The sequence below is a fragment of the Nocardioides candidus genome, from assembly GCF_041321175.1.
Lineage (GTDB): Bacteria > Actinomycetota > Actinomycetes > Propionibacteriales > Nocardioidaceae > Nocardioides.
The window spans coordinates 515,226-532,186 of sequence record NZ_JBGGWC010000001.1 but is presented as its reverse complement, the minus strand read 5'-3'; the positions used below and the strand labels follow the sequence as shown (position 1 = coordinate 532,186).

16 protein-coding genes are annotated in these 16,961 nt (G+C 71.8%); 4 read left to right on the top strand and 12 right to left on the bottom strand.

What is annotated here, in order from left to right; genetic code table 11:
• Nucleotides 1-116: 116 nt before the first annotated feature.
• A complete protein-coding gene (locus ACAX67_RS02620) occupies nucleotides 117-1,328 on the bottom strand; it encodes an acetyl-CoA C-acetyltransferase (protein ID WP_370702254.1) in 1,212 nt (403 codons plus the stop codon).
• 80 nt (nucleotides 1,329-1,408) lie between these two features.
• Here ACAX67_RS02620 and ACAX67_RS02615 point away from each other — a divergent pair, with 80 nt between their 5' ends.
• Complete coding sequence (locus tag ACAX67_RS02615) at nucleotides 1,409-2,146, top strand: MerR family transcriptional regulator (protein ID WP_370702253.1); 738 nt, start codon at nucleotides 1,409-1,411, stop codon at nucleotides 2,144-2,146.
• A 3-nt stretch (nucleotides 2,147-2,149) separates the two neighbouring features.
• On the opposite strand, the gene ACAX67_RS02610 is transcribed toward ACAX67_RS02615, so the two are convergent.
• The 11 genes from ACAX67_RS02610 to ACAX67_RS02560 all read right to left on the bottom strand — a co-directional run bounded on the left by ACAX67_RS02610 (nucleotide 2,150) and on the right by ACAX67_RS02560 (nucleotide 14,017).
• Nucleotides 2,150-3,610, bottom strand: coding sequence for a DEAD/DEAH box helicase (locus tag ACAX67_RS02610; protein WP_370702252.1), 1,461 nt, complete (start codon nucleotides 3,608-3,610; stop codon nucleotides 2,150-2,152).
• A 179-nt stretch (nucleotides 3,611-3,789) separates the two neighbouring features.
• Nucleotides 3,790-5,253, bottom strand: a complete 1,464-nt coding sequence (locus ACAX67_RS02605; RefSeq protein WP_370702251.1) for a flavin-containing monooxygenase — start codon at nucleotides 5,251-5,253, stop codon at nucleotides 3,790-3,792.
• A 64-nt stretch (nucleotides 5,254-5,317) separates the two neighbouring features.
• Nucleotides 5,318-6,490 carry a CaiB/BaiF CoA transferase family protein gene (locus ACAX67_RS02600; protein ID WP_370702250.1) on the bottom strand — a complete coding sequence of 391 codons (1,173 nt, stop codon included), beginning with the start codon at nucleotides 6,488-6,490 and terminating at the stop codon, nucleotides 5,318-5,320.
• 82 nt (nucleotides 6,491-6,572) lie between these two features.
• Nucleotides 6,573-7,817: a M15 family metallopeptidase gene (locus ACAX67_RS02595; RefSeq protein ID WP_370702249.1), complete on the bottom strand. Its 1,245-nt coding sequence runs from the start codon at nucleotides 7,815-7,817 to the stop codon at nucleotides 6,573-6,575.
• Between the two features lie 74 nt (nucleotides 7,818-7,891).
• The gene (locus ACAX67_RS02590) at nucleotides 7,892-8,479 is read right to left on the bottom strand and encodes a TetR/AcrR family transcriptional regulator (protein WP_370702248.1); all 588 of its coding nucleotides are present in this window, start codon (nucleotides 8,477-8,479) and stop codon (nucleotides 7,892-7,894) included.
• Between the two features lie 31 nt (nucleotides 8,480-8,510).
• The gene (locus ACAX67_RS02585) at nucleotides 8,511-8,705 is read right to left on the bottom strand and encodes a ferredoxin (protein ID WP_370702247.1); all 195 of its coding nucleotides are present in this window, start codon (nucleotides 8,703-8,705) and stop codon (nucleotides 8,511-8,513) included.
• Entirely contained in the window at nucleotides 8,702-10,243 is a 1,542-nt protein-coding gene (locus ACAX67_RS02580) for a fatty acid desaturase (protein WP_370702246.1), read from the bottom strand. The genes ACAX67_RS02585 and ACAX67_RS02580 overlap by 4 nt, the downstream gene beginning before the upstream one ends.
• Nucleotides 10,244-10,329: 86 nt before the next feature.
• Nucleotides 10,330-11,934 carry a vWA domain-containing protein gene (locus ACAX67_RS02575; protein ID WP_370702245.1) on the bottom strand — a complete coding sequence of 535 codons (1,605 nt, stop codon included), beginning with the start codon at nucleotides 11,932-11,934 and terminating at the stop codon, nucleotides 10,330-10,332.
• Between the two features lie 33 nt (nucleotides 11,935-11,967).
• Nucleotides 11,968-12,369: a hypothetical protein gene (locus tag ACAX67_RS02570; RefSeq protein WP_370702244.1), complete on the bottom strand. Its 402-nt coding sequence runs from the start codon at nucleotides 12,367-12,369 to the stop codon at nucleotides 11,968-11,970.
• A gap of 24 nt (nucleotides 12,370-12,393) precedes the next feature.
• Nucleotides 12,394-13,704: a cytochrome P450 gene (locus tag ACAX67_RS02565; RefSeq protein ID WP_370702243.1), complete on the bottom strand. Its 1,311-nt coding sequence runs from the start codon at nucleotides 13,702-13,704 to the stop codon at nucleotides 12,394-12,396.
• Nucleotides 13,705-13,708: 4 nt separating this feature from the next.
• The gene (locus ACAX67_RS02560; protein ID WP_370702242.1) at nucleotides 13,709-14,017 is read right to left on the bottom strand and encodes a hypothetical protein; all 309 of its coding nucleotides are present in this window, start codon (nucleotides 14,015-14,017) and stop codon (nucleotides 13,709-13,711) included.
• Nucleotides 14,018-14,192: 175 nt separating this feature from the next.
• Between ACAX67_RS02560 and ACAX67_RS02555 the strand changes: the two genes are divergently transcribed.
• The 3 genes from ACAX67_RS02555 (at nucleotide 14,193) to ACAX67_RS02545 (ending at nucleotide 16,952) form a co-directional block, all read left to right on the top strand.
• Nucleotides 14,193-15,488 carry a sensor histidine kinase gene (locus ACAX67_RS02555; RefSeq protein WP_370702241.1) on the top strand — a complete coding sequence of 432 codons (1,296 nt, stop codon included), beginning with the start codon at nucleotides 14,193-14,195 and terminating at the stop codon, nucleotides 15,486-15,488.
• A complete protein-coding gene (locus ACAX67_RS02550) occupies nucleotides 15,485-16,186 on the top strand; it encodes a response regulator transcription factor (protein WP_370702240.1) in 702 nt (233 codons plus the stop codon). Before ACAX67_RS02555 ends, ACAX67_RS02550 begins: the two co-directional genes overlap by 4 nt.
• Nucleotides 16,187-16,367: 181 nt before the next feature.
• A complete protein-coding gene (locus ACAX67_RS02545) occupies nucleotides 16,368-16,952 on the top strand; it encodes a TetR family transcriptional regulator (RefSeq protein ID WP_370702239.1) in 585 nt (194 codons plus the stop codon).
• Nucleotides 16,953-16,961: the final 9 nt, after the last annotated feature.

Sequence of the window (16,961 nt, the reverse complement as noted above, 5' to 3'; positions counted from 1 at the left end):
GTGGCGGTCGGCGAGCACGTCACCGGGTCTCGATACGCCCTGCGCGACTTCGTCCCTCAGTCGCGCCGTGCTACTCGACCACCAATGACGATCGGTGAGCGCGGTAGCGCGGAGCGCTACACGCGCTCCACGATCGTCGCGATGCCCATGCCGCCACCGACGCAGAGCGTGGCGAGGCCGCGGCGCAGGTCGCGCCGCTCGAGCTCGTCGATCAAGGTGCCGAGGATCATCGCGCCGGTCGCACCGAGCGGATGGCCCATGGCGATCGCGCCGCCGTTGACGTTGGTGATGTCGTGGCTGATGCCCATGTCGCGCATGAACCGCATCGCGACGGCGGCGAACGCCTCGTTGATCTCGAACAGGTCGATGTCGCCGACCTCCAGGCCGGCCTTGGCCAGCGCCTTGCGAGCGGCCGGCGCGGGGCCGGTCAGCATGATGACCGGGTCGGCACCGGACACGGCCGTGGCGATGATGCGGGCGCGCGGGGTCAGGCCCAGCTCCTGGCCGACCTCCTCGCTGCCGATCAGGGTCAGCGCGGAGCCGTCGACGATGCCGGAGGAGTTGCCGGCGTGGTGGACGTGGTTGATCTTCTCGAGCCAGTGGTACTTCTCGAGCGCCACGTTGTCGAAGCCCGCGTCGGCGCCGATCTGGGCGAAGCTCGGCTTGAGGCCGGCGAGGCCCTCGACCGAGGTGTCGGGCCGGACGGTCTCGTCACGGTCGAGCACGGTCACGCCGTTGAGGTCCTTGACGGGCACGAGCGCGCCGTCGAAGTAGCCGTTGGCCTGCGCCTTGGCGGCGCGGTGGTGCGACTCGGCGGCGTAGGCGTCGACGTCCTCGCGGCTCCAGCCCTCGATCGTGGCGATCAGGTCGGCACCGATGCCCTGCGGCACGAAGCTGGTCTGCAGCGCGGTGGCCGGGTCCATGGCCCAGGCACCGCCGTCGGAGCCCATCGGCACGCGGCTCATCGACTCGACGCCACCGGCGACGATCAGGTCCTCGAAGCCACCCCGCACGCGGCTGGCGGCCTGGTTGACGGCCTCGAGGCCGGAGGCGCAGAAGCGGTTGAGCTGCACGCCGGCGACGGTCTCGGGGTAGCCCGCCTTCAGTGCGGCGGTCTTGGCGATGTCGCCGCCCTGGTCGGCGACCGGGCTCACGACACCGAGGATGACGTCGTCGACACGGTTGGTGTCGAGGCCCGGGTTGCGCACCTCGAGCTCGTTCAACAGACCCACGGCCAGGTCGACGGGCTTCACCTCGTGGAGGGAGCCGTTGGCCTTGCCCCTGCCGCGCGGAGTGCGGAGGTGGTCGTACACGAATGCTTCTGCCATGACCGTCCTTGTTGGATTCGGGGAACACGCGCAGGGTGCGCGCAACGAGTGGCTGAACCGATTGTGACACTATTACTGTCATGGTCAAGGGCGAGGCTCGTGCGACGGACATCACACCGGGCTCCGGCGACGACGCCGGAGCGGCACTGTTGACGCTCGACGAGCTGACCCGACGCGTCGGCCTGAGCGTGCGGACCGTGCGGTTCTACACGACCAAGGGCCTGGTGCCGCCGCCGGTGCGCCGCGGCCGGTCGGGCTACTACACACCCGAGCACGTCGCGCGGCTCGAGCTGGTGCAGGAGCTGCAGAGCCACGGCTTCACCCTCGGCGCGATCGAGCGCTACGTCGCGGGCATCCCGACCGAGGCCACCCCCGAGGACATCGCCCTCGCCCGCACCATGCTCGCCCCGTGGCAGTCCGACCTGCCGGTCGAGATGGACCACGAGCGGCTCGAGCGCAAGGCCGGCCGCCCGCTGTCGGAGGAGGACATCGCCACGCTGCAGGCGCTCGGCGTGCTGCGGGTGCGCGGGTCGGCGTACCTCGTCGCCCGCAACCAGCTCTCCATCGGCGTCCGGCTGCTCGAGCTCGGCTTCCCGCGCGAGGTCGCGGTCGCCGCGGCGGCCGTCTACCAGGAGCACGGCGAGCAGATGGCCAAGGAGCTCTACGAGGTCATCAGCGACAAGCTCGCGCCGTTGTACGACGACGAGCGGTCCGACCACTTCCGCGAGGTCATGGAGCGGCTCAAGCCGCTCTCGGTCGGCGGCCTGGTGACGGCCTACGAGTCGGCCGTGACGAGAGCTGCACGCAGCCCTCGCTAGGCGTCAGCGGCGACCGCTGAACGACGCGGCGCTGTGCCCGCCGCCCGAGCCACCGTTGCCGGAGCCTCCGGAGCGGCGCGGGTTGCGCCGGCGACCGCCGGAGCCGCCGTTGCCGGAGCCGCCGTTGCCGGAGCTCTTCGCAGAGCCGCCGGAGCCGTTGCCCGAGCCGCCCGACCCACCACGCGCGCCGGCCTTCGGCCGAGACCGGGCACCGGACCGGCCGCCGCTCGGCTTCGAGCGCGACCGGCCGCCACCGGAGGCGGTCGTGGCGACCTCGGCCACCAGTCCGCCCGGGAGGGACCGCTCGCCGGGGGCGAGGTCCTTCAGCAGCGGGTGCGCCGCGTCGTGGACGCGGGTCGTGGTGGCCTTGATGCCCGCGGCGCGGGTGAGCGCTCGGACGTCGCCGATCTGGTCCTGGGTCATCAGCGTGATGACCGTGCCCGCGGCGCCGGCACGCGCGGTGCGGCCGGAGCGGTGCAGGTAGGCCTTGTGCTCGGCCGGCGGGTCCGCGTGGATCACCAGGGACACGTCGTCGACGTGGATGCCGCGCGCGGCGATGTCGGTCGCGACGAGGGTGGTCGCGCGACCGCTGTGGAACGCGTCCATGTTGCGGGTCCGGGCGCCCTGGCTCAGGTTGCCGTGGAGGTCGACCGCCGGGACGCCGTTGCTGTTGAGCTGGCGGGCCAGCGCCTTGGCGCCGTGCTTGGTGCGGGTGAAGACCACGGTCCGGCCCGGCGCGCTCACCAGGTCGATGAGCACGGGCAGGCGGTGCTCGCGGTTCACGTGCAGCACGTGGTGGTCCATCTTGGCGACCGGCGACTGCGCCGAGTCGGCCTCGTGGACCGCGGGGTTCTGGAGGAACCGCTTCACCAGGACGTTGATCGCGTTGTCGAGCGTCGCGGAGAAGAGCATCCGCTGGCCGCCCTTGGGGGTCTGGTCGAGCAGCCGACGCACAGCGGGCAGGAAGCCCAGGTCGGCCATGTGGTCGGCCTCGTCGAGCACGGTGACCTGGACGTCGCCCAGGTTGCAGTGACCCTGCTGGATGAGGTCCTCGAGCCGGCCGGGGCAGGCGATGACGATGTCGACGCCGCGCTTGAGCGCGCTGACCTGCGGGCCCTGGCCGACGCCGCCGAAGATGGTGGTCGTGGAGAGGCCGGCTGCCTGGGCGAGCGGCTTGATGGTGGCGTCGATCTGGCTGGCGAGCTCGCGCGTGGGTGCCAGCACCAGGGCGCGGGGGCGCTTCGGCGCGGCGCGCCGGCCGGTCTGCTCCAGCCGGGCGACGAGCGGGAGGCCGAAGGCGTAGGTCTTCCCGGAGCCGGTGCGACCGCGGCCGAGCACGTCGCGGCCGGCGAGCGAGTCGGGCAGCGTCGCCGCCTGGATCGGGGTGGGGACGGTGATCTGGTCGGCCTCGAGGACGGCGAGCAGGTCGGTGGGCACGCCGAGGTCGGCGAAGGTGGAGGTCACGGAGTGTCTCTCGGTCTGGCGTCTCGCCGTGCTGACCCGTCGGCGACGGGTGAGGAAGCGGGCCTCGGATCGAGGTGCGCGACGAGCGAGGTGCACTCGCGGCGCAGGGCCCGGGGCAAGACTGGCCGGACCGATGTGACCATCGTAGGGGTCCGCGGCCCCGGGGACCGCATTCCGGCCTACGTGAACCGCAACACTCCGTCGTCGATCCTCCCGCGCTGGATGACGCGGCGGTCGACGAGGTAGTTCTGCTCGAGCCGCCACGGAGCCCGGTCGCCCTCGCTCGGCAACAGGTGCAGGGACCGCTTGATGTAGCCGGAGTTGAGCAGCATCAGCGGCCGCCGCTCCACCTCCCCCTCCGGCACCGGCACCGCGCTGCGCAGTCCGTGGTCGTCGAGGTGCTTCAGCAGCCGGCAGACGTAGTCGATGACGAGGTCGGCCTTCAGCGTCCACGACGCGTTGGTGTAGCCGAGCGTGAAGGCGAAGTTCGGCACGCCGCTGAGCATCAGGGCCTTGTAGGCGAGCCGCGACGGCAGGTCCATCGGCTCACCGTCGACGGTGAAGTCGATGCCGCCGAACGGCAGCTGCAGCTGGAAGCCCGTCGCCGTCACGACGATGTCCGCCTCGAGCTCGGCGCCGGAAGTCAGCCGCAGGCCGGTCGGCGTGAACTCCGCGATGGTGTCGGTGACGACCGACGCCCGGCCGCTGCGCAGCGCCTTGAAGAGGTCGCCGCCGGGCACGAAGCACAGCCGCTGCTCCCACGGGTCGTACGGCGGCGTGAAGTGCTCGTCGACGTCCACGTCGTCCGGCAGCTGCCGCACGACCTCCTTGCGGATGAACGCCTTCGCCCGCTCGGGCCAGCGCATGCTGAACTTGTAGAACCCGATCGCCTGCAGGATGTTGGCCCACCGCGCCGCGCGGTAGACGACGCGCTCCGGTGCGTGCAGCCTCCGGAGCAGCTTGGCCACCGGGTCGCGCCGCGCCCTGTTGAGGACGTACGTCGGCGTGCGCTGCAGCATCGTGACGTGCTCCGCCGGGCGGTCGCCCCCGGTCATGGCGGGCACCAGCGTCACCGCTGTCGCGCCGCTGCCGATGACCACGACCCGCTTCCCCGCGTGGTCGAGGTCCTGGGGCCAGTGCTGGGGGTGCACCACCTCGCCGCCGAAGTCGGCCATGCCCGGCCAGGTGGGCTGGAAGCCCTGCTCGTACTTGTAGTAGCCCGCGCAGGACCACAGGAACCCGGCGGTCAGGGTGACCGTCTCCCCGGCCGCGGGGTCGCCGACGACCGCCACGACCGTCCACCGCTGCGCCGCGCTGTCCCAGGCCGCGCTCCGCACGCGGTGCTGGTAGCGGATCAGCCCGTCGACGTCGTACTCCTTCGCGACGGTGTCGATGTAGTCGCGGATCAGCGGCCCGTCGGCGAGCGCGATGTCGCTGTCCCAGGGCCGCCAGGTGTAGCCGAACGTGAACATGTCGCTGTCCGAGCGCACGCCCGGGTAGCGGAACAGGTCCCAGGTGCCGCCCTTCGCGTCGCGCCCCTCGAGCACGATGACGGACTTGCGGGGCAGCCGCTCGCGGACCTGCGCGGCAGCGCCGACGCCCGAGAGTCCGGCGCCGATGATGAGGACGTCGACGTGCTCCATGCGCCCAGTCTCCACGTCGGGGACGCCGCCGTCCTCCGACCAGGGTCGGATCCTCCGGCAGTCGCTAGGCGTCGACCTGCACCGCGACGCCCCGCTCGATCAGGCCGTCGACGTCGGCGACGCCCCAGGCCTCGAGCGCGGCACGGGTGTCGGCGCCGGCCTTCGGTGCGGGCGGCCGGCCGAGGGTGGCCTCCGTGCGGGAGAAGCGCGGCGCCGGTGCGGGCTGGACGATCCCGTCCTTCTCGACCAGGATCTCGCGCGCCTTCATGTGCGGGTGGTCGACGGCCTCGCTGAACTTCAGGATCGGCGCCACACACGCGTCGGTGCCGTCGAAGACCGCGCACCACTCGTCGCGGGTCCGCTCCTTGAAGCGGGCCGCGAAGAGCGCGCGCATCTCGTCGAAGCGGTCGAAGTCGAACTGGCCCGGCGCCTCGTCCTTCACGCCGAGCAGGTCGACGAACGCCGCGTAGAACTGGGGCTCCAGCGCACCGACCGACATGTGCTCGCCGTCGGCGGTCTCGTAGATCGAGTAGAACGGCGTGCCGCCGTCGAGCAGGTTGCTGACCCGCTCCTCCTTGAAGGTGCCCCCGGCGAGGAAGCCCGCGAGCATCAGGTTGAGATGGGCGGTGCCGTCGACGATCGCCGCGTCGACGACCTGGCCCTTGCCGGACACCTTCGCCTCGAGCAGGGCCGCGAGCACCCCGATGACGAGGTACGTCGACCCGCCGCCGAAGTCGCCCACCAGGTTCGCCGGGAACTGCGGCGTCTCCTTGACCTGGCCCAGCCCGTGCAGGGTGCCGGTGATCGCGATGTAGTTCATGTCGTGGCCGGCGGCCTGGCTCCACGGGCCCTCCTGGCCCCAGCCGGTCATCCGGCCGTAGACCAGGCGCGGATTGCGGGCGAGGCACTCGTCGGGCCCGATGCCGAGGCGCTCGGTGACCCCCGGGCGCATGCCCTCGACGAGCACGTCGGCCTGCGCGACGAGGTCGAGCACGACCTCCGCGGCGGCGGGGTCCTTCAGGTTGAGCGCGACGCTGGGCCGACCGCGGGTGAGCACGTCGTGGCTGCCGCCGCTGAGCAGCTGACCGCCCGGACGCTCGACCCGGATCACGTCGGCGCCGAGGTCGGCGAGGATCGTGCAGGCGTGCGGTCCCGGCCCGATGCCGGCGATCTCGACGACCTTGATCCCCTTGAGGGGACCTCTGCCCTGGCCCAGTGCGATGCTCTCCTGCGTCATGCGGCCGATCATGGCACAACCGTGACAGTTGCGCTGTCACGGTCGACCGCGTCGAGACCCGTTCGCCGACCGGAGCAGCCGCTCAGCCGCAGTTGACGATCCGGTCGAGCTCGAAGTGCATGGGGTCGGTGTAGTGCCAGTCGCCGCCCCAGGTGAACCCGCACCTCTGGAAGATCGCGACGACGGCGCGGCTCATCTGCCCGACGGTTCCGCGCTGGTTCTCGGTCGAGTTGATGTCGATCGCGAGCCCGAAGGAGTGGTTGGAGAGCGTCGTCGTGCCCGCGATGTAGCGCGGGTAGTAGCAGCCGGCGGTCTGGTAGACCTCCTTGCTCAGACCCTCGTGGACCACCTCGGCCAGCGCCGCCTTGAGCTGCGGCATCATGAACTTGTTGCAGGTGACCGTGCCGAGCAGGGGCACGGTGTCGGTGACGATGTGGGCCTTCACCCACGAGGCCTCCGGCTGCACCCGGCCCCCGCCGATCGGGGTGTAGCGGAAGACCCCGACCGCCTCCGCGTAGGTGCCGATCACCTGCACCGACTGGATGGTGCCCGGGTCGAGGCCGCGCTCGGCGACGATGTCGAGGTCGGTCATCGAGATGTCGCCGACGATCGGCTTCAGCTTCTTCTTCAGCGCCTGCGGGGAGATGGTGCCGGTGTTGAGGACGAGCGCGTTGTCCTCCGGCAGGTCGAGCGCGTCGCCCCAGGCCTGGTTGACGAAGAAGTCGATGGTGCCGACCTCGGGGCTGTAGGCCCCGACATGGATCGGGAAGGTCTTCTCGCCCGAGCCGACCGCGAGGTAGCCGTCCTTGTCGAGCGGGAGCCGCTTCTTGAGGTCCTCGGAGACCCCCATCTCGCCGGCGGCGATGCGGTCCCACTGCGGCTGGTAGTCGGCTCCCCGCGACTCGAGGAAGCTGCGGTAGCCGGCGATGTCGGCCGACGCGATCCGGTAGCTCTTGTTCTCGACCGAGAACTGCCCGATCGACATCGGTACGGCGGCGTAGACCGCCTTCTCCCCGGCGATCCGGATCGCCATGATCTGCTTCAGGACGTCGTCGGGGATCGTCTTCGCGCTGACGAGCAGCATGTCGTCGCCGTAGAGGGCGCCCTTGCGCGGCCCGGGGTCGTCCACCGTGTGCACGGCATAGGTCGCCTGCGGGTCGGCGGGATCCGACGGCCCGTCGGAGCCGGGCGCGCCGGTGCTCGTGGACGAGGCGGCGTTGCTCGTGTCGGTGCCGGGCTCCTCGGAGGGGCCGGTGCAGGCAGCGCTCAGCAGCGCGACCGCGCCGACCAGCGCGAGTCGCGCGCGAGTACGCTGCGCAACCCCCATGGAACTTCCCTCCCCCTCCGAGGGTAGTTCGGAAACCAAGACCACGCCCCCAGTCTGGTCCGGTCCGTGGAACTTCAGGCCAGGACCCGCGCCGCCACCCAGGCGATGTCGTCGGCGGTGGTCGTCGGGTCGCTCGAGGGCTGCATGACGTGGCTCAGCACCAGTCGGACGACCATGTCGATGCTCGCCTCCAGCCGGTCCGTGGGCAGGTCGATCCGGTAGCCGGCGAGGCGCTCGCCGACGACCATCTTCGCGGCGACCAGCAGCGACTCGGCGTGCGTGGTCAGGAGGGGCAGCAGCTCGGTGTCGGCGCCGTGGGTGGCCGAGACCACCGCGTGGAGCAGGGCGTTGTCGGTGGCGTACTTCAGCACGCGTCGCGCCGAGTCGCGGATCGCCTGCACCAGGTCGGTCGGGTTCTCGTCGAAGGAGCGCACCACGCCGGCGAGGAACCGGTCGAGCTCGCGGAGGACGATCGCCTCGGCGAGGTCGTTCTTCGTGCCGATCTCGTTGTAGACCGTCTGCCGGCTGACGCCGACCTCGTCGGCGAGCCGCGCCATCGTGACCTTGGCCCAGCCCTCGCTGGTGATGACCGAGGCCGCGGCGTCGCACAACCGCTCGCGCAGCCCGCGCGCGACGGTCGTCTCCGGGGGCGGCAGGCTCACACGGGCGAGGATAGACACCGGTCCCGCGCGATCAGTCGGTGAGCGTGAGCGCCAGCACCGGGCAGGCCTGCACGGCGGCGTAGACGTGCGCCCGGTCGGACTCCGGGGGCGAGTCGTCGAGCACGACGACCTGGTCCTCGTCCTCGTCCACCTCGAAGTAGTCGTTGGCCATGGCCTCGCACATGCCGAGGCCCTCGCACTTGTCCAGGTCAGCGGTGATCTTCACGAGGTCTCGCTCTCGGTCGTCGAGGACGTCGCGCTCGCGACGGTCTCGAGGCTCTCGGGGTCGAAGGGGACGAAGTCGATCTTGTCGCGGACTCCGCAGTCGGGGCAGCACCAGTCGTCGGGGATGTCGGCCCACGCCGTACCGGCGGCGAAGCCCTCGTGCTCGTCGCCCGCGGCGACCTCGTACACGTAGCCGCAGCCGGGGCACCGCGCGGCGAGCACCTCGCCGTCGTACTTCTGCGCGAACAGGTCGTCGGCGTGCAGGTGGTGCTCGGAGGGCGGCGGGAACTTGGCCAGGTACTTCTCGCGCTTGCTCGGCAAGATGTTGGCCAGCGTCACGTCGCCGTCGAGGTGCTCGACCACGCGGTGGTCCATCACCTTGCGCCACAGGGGCGGCACGAGAGCGAGGTTGATCATGCCGGCGTAACCGGTCGGCAGGGCCGGCGACTCCTTGAAGTCGCGCAGCGCCTGGTAGCGACGCGTCGGGTTGGCGTGGTGGTCGCTGTGACGCTGCAGGTGGTAGAGGAAGATGTTCGTGACGATGTTGTTGCTGTTCCAGCTGTGCATCGGCAGCACCCGCTCGTAGCGCTGCTTCTCGCCGACCTTCTGGCGCATCATCCCGTAGTGCTCGAGGTAGTTGACGACCTCCAGCAGCGAGAAGCCGAAGACGATCGTGATCAGGGCGTAGGGGATGACGGTCCAGCCGTAGAACGCGACGATCGAGCCCCAGAGGACCACCGACATCGCCCACGCGTTGAGGACGTCGTTGCCGAGGTGGAACGGGTGGGTGCCCTTGCGGCGATAGCGCTTCGCCTCGACGCTCCATGCGCTCTTGAGCGAGCCCAGCACGGTGCGGGGCCAGAACCGGTAGAGGCTCTCGCCGAGCTTGGAGGAGGCCGGGTCCTCCGGGGTGGCCACGCGGACGTGGTGGCCCCGGTTGTGCTCGATGTAGAAGTGGCCGTAGAAGGTCGGCGCCAGCGTGATCTTCGCGAGCCAGCGCTCGTGGCTCTCCTTCTTGTGGCCGAGCTCGTGGGCGGTGTTGATGCCGATGCCGACCATGGCCGCGAGCGAGAGCGCCCACAGCGCGCTGACCCACCACACCATCTCGACGGGGTTGTCGTAGAGCGCGCCGAGGTGGGTGTCGGCCCAGCCGCCCGCGCCGACCCAGTCGAGCACCCGGTGCACGGGGTTGTGTCCCATGAGCAGGTCGAAGCCGGCGAAGAGCACGACGTACATCAGCGGGACGTACATGAAGACGATCCAGCGGTAGTACTTGTCGTTCTCCAGCGCCTCGACGATCTCGTCGGGCGGGTTGGAGCTGTCGTTGCCGAGGACCAGGTCGAACACCGGGATGATCAGGTTGATGAGGAGCGGGCCGACGAGCGCCCATCCCCACCAGCCGGTCGCGATGAACGCGAGCGCGAAGGCGATGCCGAGGCCGGGCACCATCAGGCCCCACAGCCAGAGGTAGCGCTTCTTGTCCTTCCAGATCTCGGTCGTGCCGTCAGGGACGGTCTTGCCGATCAGCTCCGCGTTCATCAGGTCTCCAGACTGCCGTGGGCCGGTTGACACAACGGTAGTATTTGTAAACCTGTTTGACAAGACCCCCGCTGTTGTAAAGCCCGTCAGCCCGCGGCGATCGCCTCCCGCACCACCTCGACCAGCTCCTCGGCGCCCGGCACGTCGGCGGCGGCGAGCACCTGCGCCCGCACGAGGAGGTCGTCGAGGGTGAGCCCGCGGTCGTCGTACGGGCGGGCGTGCTTCAGCACCTCCGCGAGGTCGGCGACGGTCGCCGCCAGGCCCAGGTCGTACGACGGCGGCGCCTCCGGGTCCGCCGCGACCACCTCGGTGCGCGCCTCCTCCTGGTGGTCGCCGCGGTCCCGACCCAGGCCGACGGAGGTCCACCGGACGGCGGCCGAGCCGATGACCGTGCCGGGCGCCACCCCGGGCGCGAGCCGCACCTCGTAGAGGGCGGTCGCGTGGTGGCCCGCGCCCAGCTCGCCCGCATCGGTGCCGGGGTCGGTGAAGTCGCCGTCCGCGATCGAGCGGTCGTCGTAGCCGACCAGCCGGTAGGAGCGCACGAGCCCGGGGTCGAACGCGACCTGCGTGCGGGCGTCCGCAGCGACGGGCGTGAGCGTGGTGACGAGGTCGGCGCCGAAGAGCCGGGAGGCCTCGTCGAAGTCGTCGACGTAGGCATAGAAGCCGTCGCCGAGGTCCGCGAGCTGCTCCATCAGGTGGTCGTTGTAGTTGCCCATGCCGTAGCCGACGGTGACCAGGTGGATGCCGTCGGCGCCCTCCTCCTGGATGAGGTCGACGATCGAGTGCGGGCCGGTGCTCCCGACGTTGGCCACGCCGTCGGACGCGAGCACGACGATGTTGACCGCGTCGGGGTCGAAGGCCTCGCGCGCCTGCTGGTAGCCGAGCCGCAGCCCGGCCGCGAGGTTGGTGCTGCCGCCGGGCTCGAGCTCGTCGATCGCGGCGAGGATCGCGTCGGTGTCGCTGATCGGCGTCGGCTCGAGGATCGGGCGGGCCCGGTCCTCGAAGGACACGACCGACACGGTGTCGTCGGAGCGCAGCCGGTCGGCCAGCAGTGCGAGCGAGGACTGCACCAGGCCGAGCCGGTTGCGGATGTCCATGCTCCCGGAGCGGTCGACGACGAGCGTGACGTTGACCCGGGGCCGCTCGGCCGCGGGCACCTCACGGGCCGCGACGCCCACCCGCACCAGCTGGGTGCCGTCCTCGAGGCTCGGCGCCAGGCCGGTCTCGGTCGTGATGCCGAGGTCGCCGCCGGTGGGCGGCGCGTCGGCATAGGCGAAGGCGTTGACCCACTCCTCCACGCGGACCGACGCCGGCGGCACGCGGTAGCCGTCGCGGAGCAGGGAGCGCGCGACGCCGTACGACCCGGTGTCGACGTCGAGCGCGAAGGTCGACAGCGGGTCGTCGGCCGCCGACACGTAGCCGCTCGTGTCGTGGTCCACGAACACGTCGTCCTCGTCGGGGGCCGGCGGGAGCGCCGGGTCGCCACGGCGCTCGGACGACGACTGCATCGGGGAGGCGAGGGCGAGATCGCCGTCCATCGCGACCTCGGGGTAGTCGTCGTAGTAGGAACGCGCGTCGATGCCCCGCCCGCCACCGTCGCGGTCCTCGCGGTCGTCCGTGCCGGAGCAGCCGGCCAGGAGGGTTGCGGACAGGAGCGCGGCGATCGTCGCCGCCGGGAGCCGAGGGGTCATGCGCCTTCGACGCGGCGCGGGCCGGACCGGTTCCTACGCCTCCGGCGGTGCCGCCCTGCGTCGGGCGAGCACCCAGAGCGAGCCGGTGATCCACGCGAAGAAGGTGCCGACGACGAGCACGAGCATCCACGGCACGAACGGCTTGCCGGTGTAGACCACGACGATCATCGCGGCGATCGCCACCCCGGGCACGCCCCACCGCCACCAGAGCCGGACGTCCTCCTGGCCGGTCGGGCTGGTGTCGAGCGGGTGGACCAGGGCGACGGCCACCCCGCAGATCCAGACCGCGATCGCGACCCCGACCCCCTTGGCGACGTCCTCGAGGCTGCCGAACGCGAACGACGCCGCCACCGCGGTCATCGGGAGCCCGAAGCCGACTAGCACGGCGACGGTGACCCCGGTCGGGTCGGCCGGGGCGAGGTCGGGTTCGGGCACGCCCCGAAATGTATTGCGGACGGGTCAGCCGGCCGACACGCGCGCGAGGGTCGAGACCGGCAGGTGCTCGTAGCCGCGCAGCACCCGGGTGCCGCGGCGCTCCGGGCGACCCACCACATGGAGGTCGGGACAGCGCTCGTAGAGCGCGCGCAGCGCGACCGCGGCCTCGAGCCGCGCCAGGCTCGCGCCCAGGCAGAAGTGCACCCCGGCGGAGAAACCGATGTGGTCGGCGGCGTTGGGTCGTCGTACGTCGAACCGGTCGGGTTCGTCGAACACAGCGGGGTCGCGGTTGGCGCCGCCGAGGTAGACGAGCACCGCCTCGTCGCGTGCGACCGGCTCGCCCGCCACCACCGTGTCGCGCGTCGCGGCCCGCATGGTCAGCTGGACCGGCGCGTCGAAGCGCAGCACCTCCTCGACGGCGTTGCCCCAGCCCTCGGGGTGGTCGCGCAGCCAGGCGAGCTGGTCGGGGTGGGCGTCGAGGAGCGCGACCGCGTTGCCGATCAGGTTCACGGTCGTCTCGAAGCCCGCGCCGAGCACCAGCAGCCCGATCGCGTGCAGCTCGACCTCGGTGAGGTCGGCGGCCTCCGGGTCCTGCAGCACCTGGCTGAGGAGGTCGTCGCCGGGATCACTCCGCAGCCGGTCGATGTGCATGCTGAACCAGGCGTTCATCTCGCGCAGGGCCGAGGACGCCTCCTTGTACTGGCGCCAGCTCAGCCCCGGGTCGAGGGTGGTCGCGGCGTGGTTGCCCCAGCCGAGCACCTGCTCGCGCTCGTCGTCGGGCACGCCGAGGATGTCGGCGATGACGGCCACCGGCAGCAGCGCCGCGTAGCGGGAGACCAGGTCGAAGGTGGGCTCGCGGTCGAGGTCGTCGAGCAGAGAGGCGGCGACCGCCTCCACGCGGTCGGCCATCCGTCCGACCTTGCGCGCCGTGAAGGCACGCGACACCAGCCGCCGGTAGTGGGTGTGCTGGGGCGGGTCGACCACCAGCATCGACGGCGGGTCGACCGGGCTGAGCGTGTCGGGGTCGCGGGTGAGCGTGTGCAGCCGACGCAGCGGAGCCGGCAGCTCGCCGGCGCCCGAGCCGGTGCCGAAGTCGTCGCTGCGCAGGATGGCGTTGGCCACGGCGTGGTCGACCGTGCCGCAGACGAAGCCGTTGCGCACGATGCGCCCGCCGGCGCGGATCTTCTCGTACGACGGATAGGGGTCGTCGTAGAGCGCACGATCGGTCGCGAGCCGCGCCATCGTGTCGCCCTTGGCGGCGGCGCGGCCGAGGAAACGACGCTGGATCCCGTGCGCCAGCGACCACGCGACGAAGGCCCGGGGGGTGGCGATCAAGGAGCTAGGCGACGACACGGTCCCTACCCTGCTCCCGGCCGGCGCCGTCGTCCAGCCGCCGGATCAGCATCCGGGTGCGGAGGTCGAGGCGGTGCAGCTGCTCGTCCCAGGCCGCCTCCGAGGCGTGGGTGTCGAGCTGGGCGTCGCGGGCGAGCTGCCACCGGTAGCGCAGCGCGGTGGCCAGGCCGGCGCGGTCGCCGAACAGCTCGGCGTACTCCTCACGCCAGGGCAGCGTGGCTGCCGGGTCGGCGAGGAACAGGTCCTCGATCTCGCGCATCACGCGCCACCGTCGCTTGGTCTCGCTCCAGGTCATGGTGCTCACCGTCCTCGGGTCGTTGTCGGTGCTCCGAACGCTAGGCGGCGGCGATCGGGGTGGGCATCGGGCGCTGGCAGGCACTTGTGACGGTCCCGGTTGCGACCCTGGTAGGAGGCGGGCTGACGTCCGCGGTCGGATGACGCCACCCCCGGTGGTCCCTACGCTTGCTGCCATGACCGTCGCGATCCTGCGCGCCGCGCGCCAGCGCATCGAGGACAGCTGCCTCGCGCGCGGGATCCTCTATCCCTGGTGGGTCCCCGTCATCGGTCACCTGGCCCAGGTGGCGTGCCTCGTGCTCGCCCTCGGTCAGCGCGACGCCCTGTGGCCGCTCGACCCGCTGGTCCTCACGGTCCCCCTGGTGCTCGCGGCGCCCGTCGCGCAGATGGGCTACCGCGTGGTCCTGCCGTGGTGGCTCGACGCGCTCGGCGCCCTCGTCGCCACGGCCTGGCTGCTCTCGGTCGTGCCCACCTACGACACCTTCGGTCCGGTCGACGCCGCGCCCGCGATCCTCGCCTTCGTCGTCGCCGAGGCGACGGCGCGCGACGGGGTGCGGCCGGGGCTCGTCGTCGCCACCATCTCCTACGCCATGCTCGGCCTGACCTGGCTGGGCCCGGGCATCGTCGGCTTCCCGGTCTACGCGATCGAGCTGGAGGTCGGCTTCGTCGTGGGCGCCATGCTGCTCTGGCAGATGCGCGCCCTGCTGGCCGAGCGGGAGGCTCGCGAGGCCACGTGGCAGCGGGCGACCACCGCCGAGCGCGAGCGCATCGCCCGCGAGATCCACGACCTGGTCGCCCACTCCCTCAGCGTCACCCTGCTGCACATCACCGGCGCCCGCCACGCCCTGAGCGACGTGGCCAGCGGGGAGGCCTCCGCAGACGACGCGGTCGGCGAGGCCGACGCAGCGCTGGCCGATGCCGAGCAGGTGGGCCGGCGGGCGATGGCCGACATCCGCCGCACGGTCAGCGCGATGGCCGACGGTGCCGCGACCCGCCAGTCCCTGCCCGGTGCGGGCGACATCGCCGCGCTGGTGCGCGAGCTCGACCAGGCCGGCCTCCGGGTGGAGTACGACGAGCGCGGCGACCTCTCCCAGCTCGCCGACGCCACCGGCCTCGGCCTCTACCGGATCGCCCAGGAGTCCCTGGCCAACGTCGCCAAGCACGCACCCGGCAGCATCGCGCAGGTCTCGCTCAGCGTCGGCCGCGGCAGCGCTCGGCTGCTGGTGCGCAACCCGCTCGGCGGCCCGGCCGGCGGGCCGCACGGCCGCCGTGCGGACGGGCTCGGCTCGGGCCTCGCCGGCATGCATGCCCGCGCCGCCCAGCTGGGTGCCACGATCCGCGCCGGCGAGGTCGGGGACGACTGGCTCGTCGACGTACGCCTCGGACAGCGCAGCCTCGAGCTGCCCTGCGGTCACTCCATCCCCGGCCTGGGCCGGCTGCCGGGCGCCGCCGCGACCGGAGCCGCCACGTGAGCGAGACGACCCCGATCCGGGTCGTGCTCGTCGACGACCAGGAGCTGGTCCGCTCCGGGCTGCGGCGGATCCTGCGGCGGCGCGACGGCTTCGAGATCGTCGCCGAGTGCGCCGACGGCGCCGAGGTGCCGGCTGCGCTCGCCGACCTCACCGCCGACCCGACCGCCGGGCCCGGTGTCGACGTGGTGCTGATGGACCTCCGGATGCGCGAGGTCGACGGCATCACCGCCACCCGACTCCTGGCCGCCGACCCCGCGGCGCCCCCGGTCCTGGTGCTCACCACCTTCGACGACGACGAGATGCTCTCGGGCGCACTGCGCGCGGGAGCGGCGGGCTTCCTCCTGAAGGACTCCTCGGCCGACGACCTGATCCGCGGGGTGCGCGCCGTCGCGGCCGGCGACTCGTGGCTCGACCCGGCCGTGACGGGCCGGGTGCTCGACACCTACCGCGGCAGCGCGCCGCCCGCCCCGCCCGCGTCGGGCCCGAGCGAGGTGCTCACCCCGCGCGAGGTGGAGGTGCTGCGCGCGATGGCGATCGGCCGCAGCAACGGCGAGATCGCCGCCGACCTCGTCATCTCCGAGCTCACCGTGAAGAGCCACATCGGGCGGATCTTCACCAAGCTCCACCTCCGCGACCGGCCCGCCGCGATCGTCTACGCCTACGACCACGGACTGGTCAGCCCCGCCGCGGGCGCGTGACGCCCCGTCACGAGCGGGTGCTGTAACTCAGTGTTCGCGACGCTCGGTGGGTGCTGTGACCACGAATTCGTGGTCACAGCGCCGAGGGAGTGAACCGGACACTGAGTTACAGGTGCGCTGACCACGTGACGCCTGTCACAGATTTGCACTCTTTGCGATTTCAGTGCAAGGATTGCCGACTGTGGGTGGGAGCAAGTGGGAGCAGCGACGGGTCGAGACGACCCAGCGCCTGCAGCACTGCGCCCTGGAGCTGACCCTCGAGCGCGGCTTCGACGGCTGGACCATGGACGACCTCGCCGCCGCGGCCGACGTGTCGCGGCGCACCGTCTTCAACTACTTCGACGCCAAGGCGGACGTCGTGCTCGGGCCGCACCACGACCTCCCCGAGGAGACCGTCGCGGCCTTCGTCTCGGGCGGACCGACCGGTCGCCTCTTCGACGACCTCGTGCAGCTGGCCCGCGAGGTGCTGCACGAGACGTCGGTCGACATCGAGCTCGAGCTGCTCCGCCGCAGGGTGGAGAGCACCGACCCCAAAGTGATGGCGATCTTCCGGGCCCGGTTCGAGGAGCACGTCGAGGACGCCGTGGCACTCATCCTCGAGCGCGAGGGCGAGGGCTTCGGCGCGCACCGCGCGCGCCTGGTGATGCGCCTCCTCGTGACGGTCTTCGACTCGATGCTCGATCGTTCGGCGCCCGACCTGACCCGCCCCCTGCCCGACCTGATCGACGACGCCGTGCGCGACGCGCGCGACGTCTTCGCCGACTGACTGCCGCAA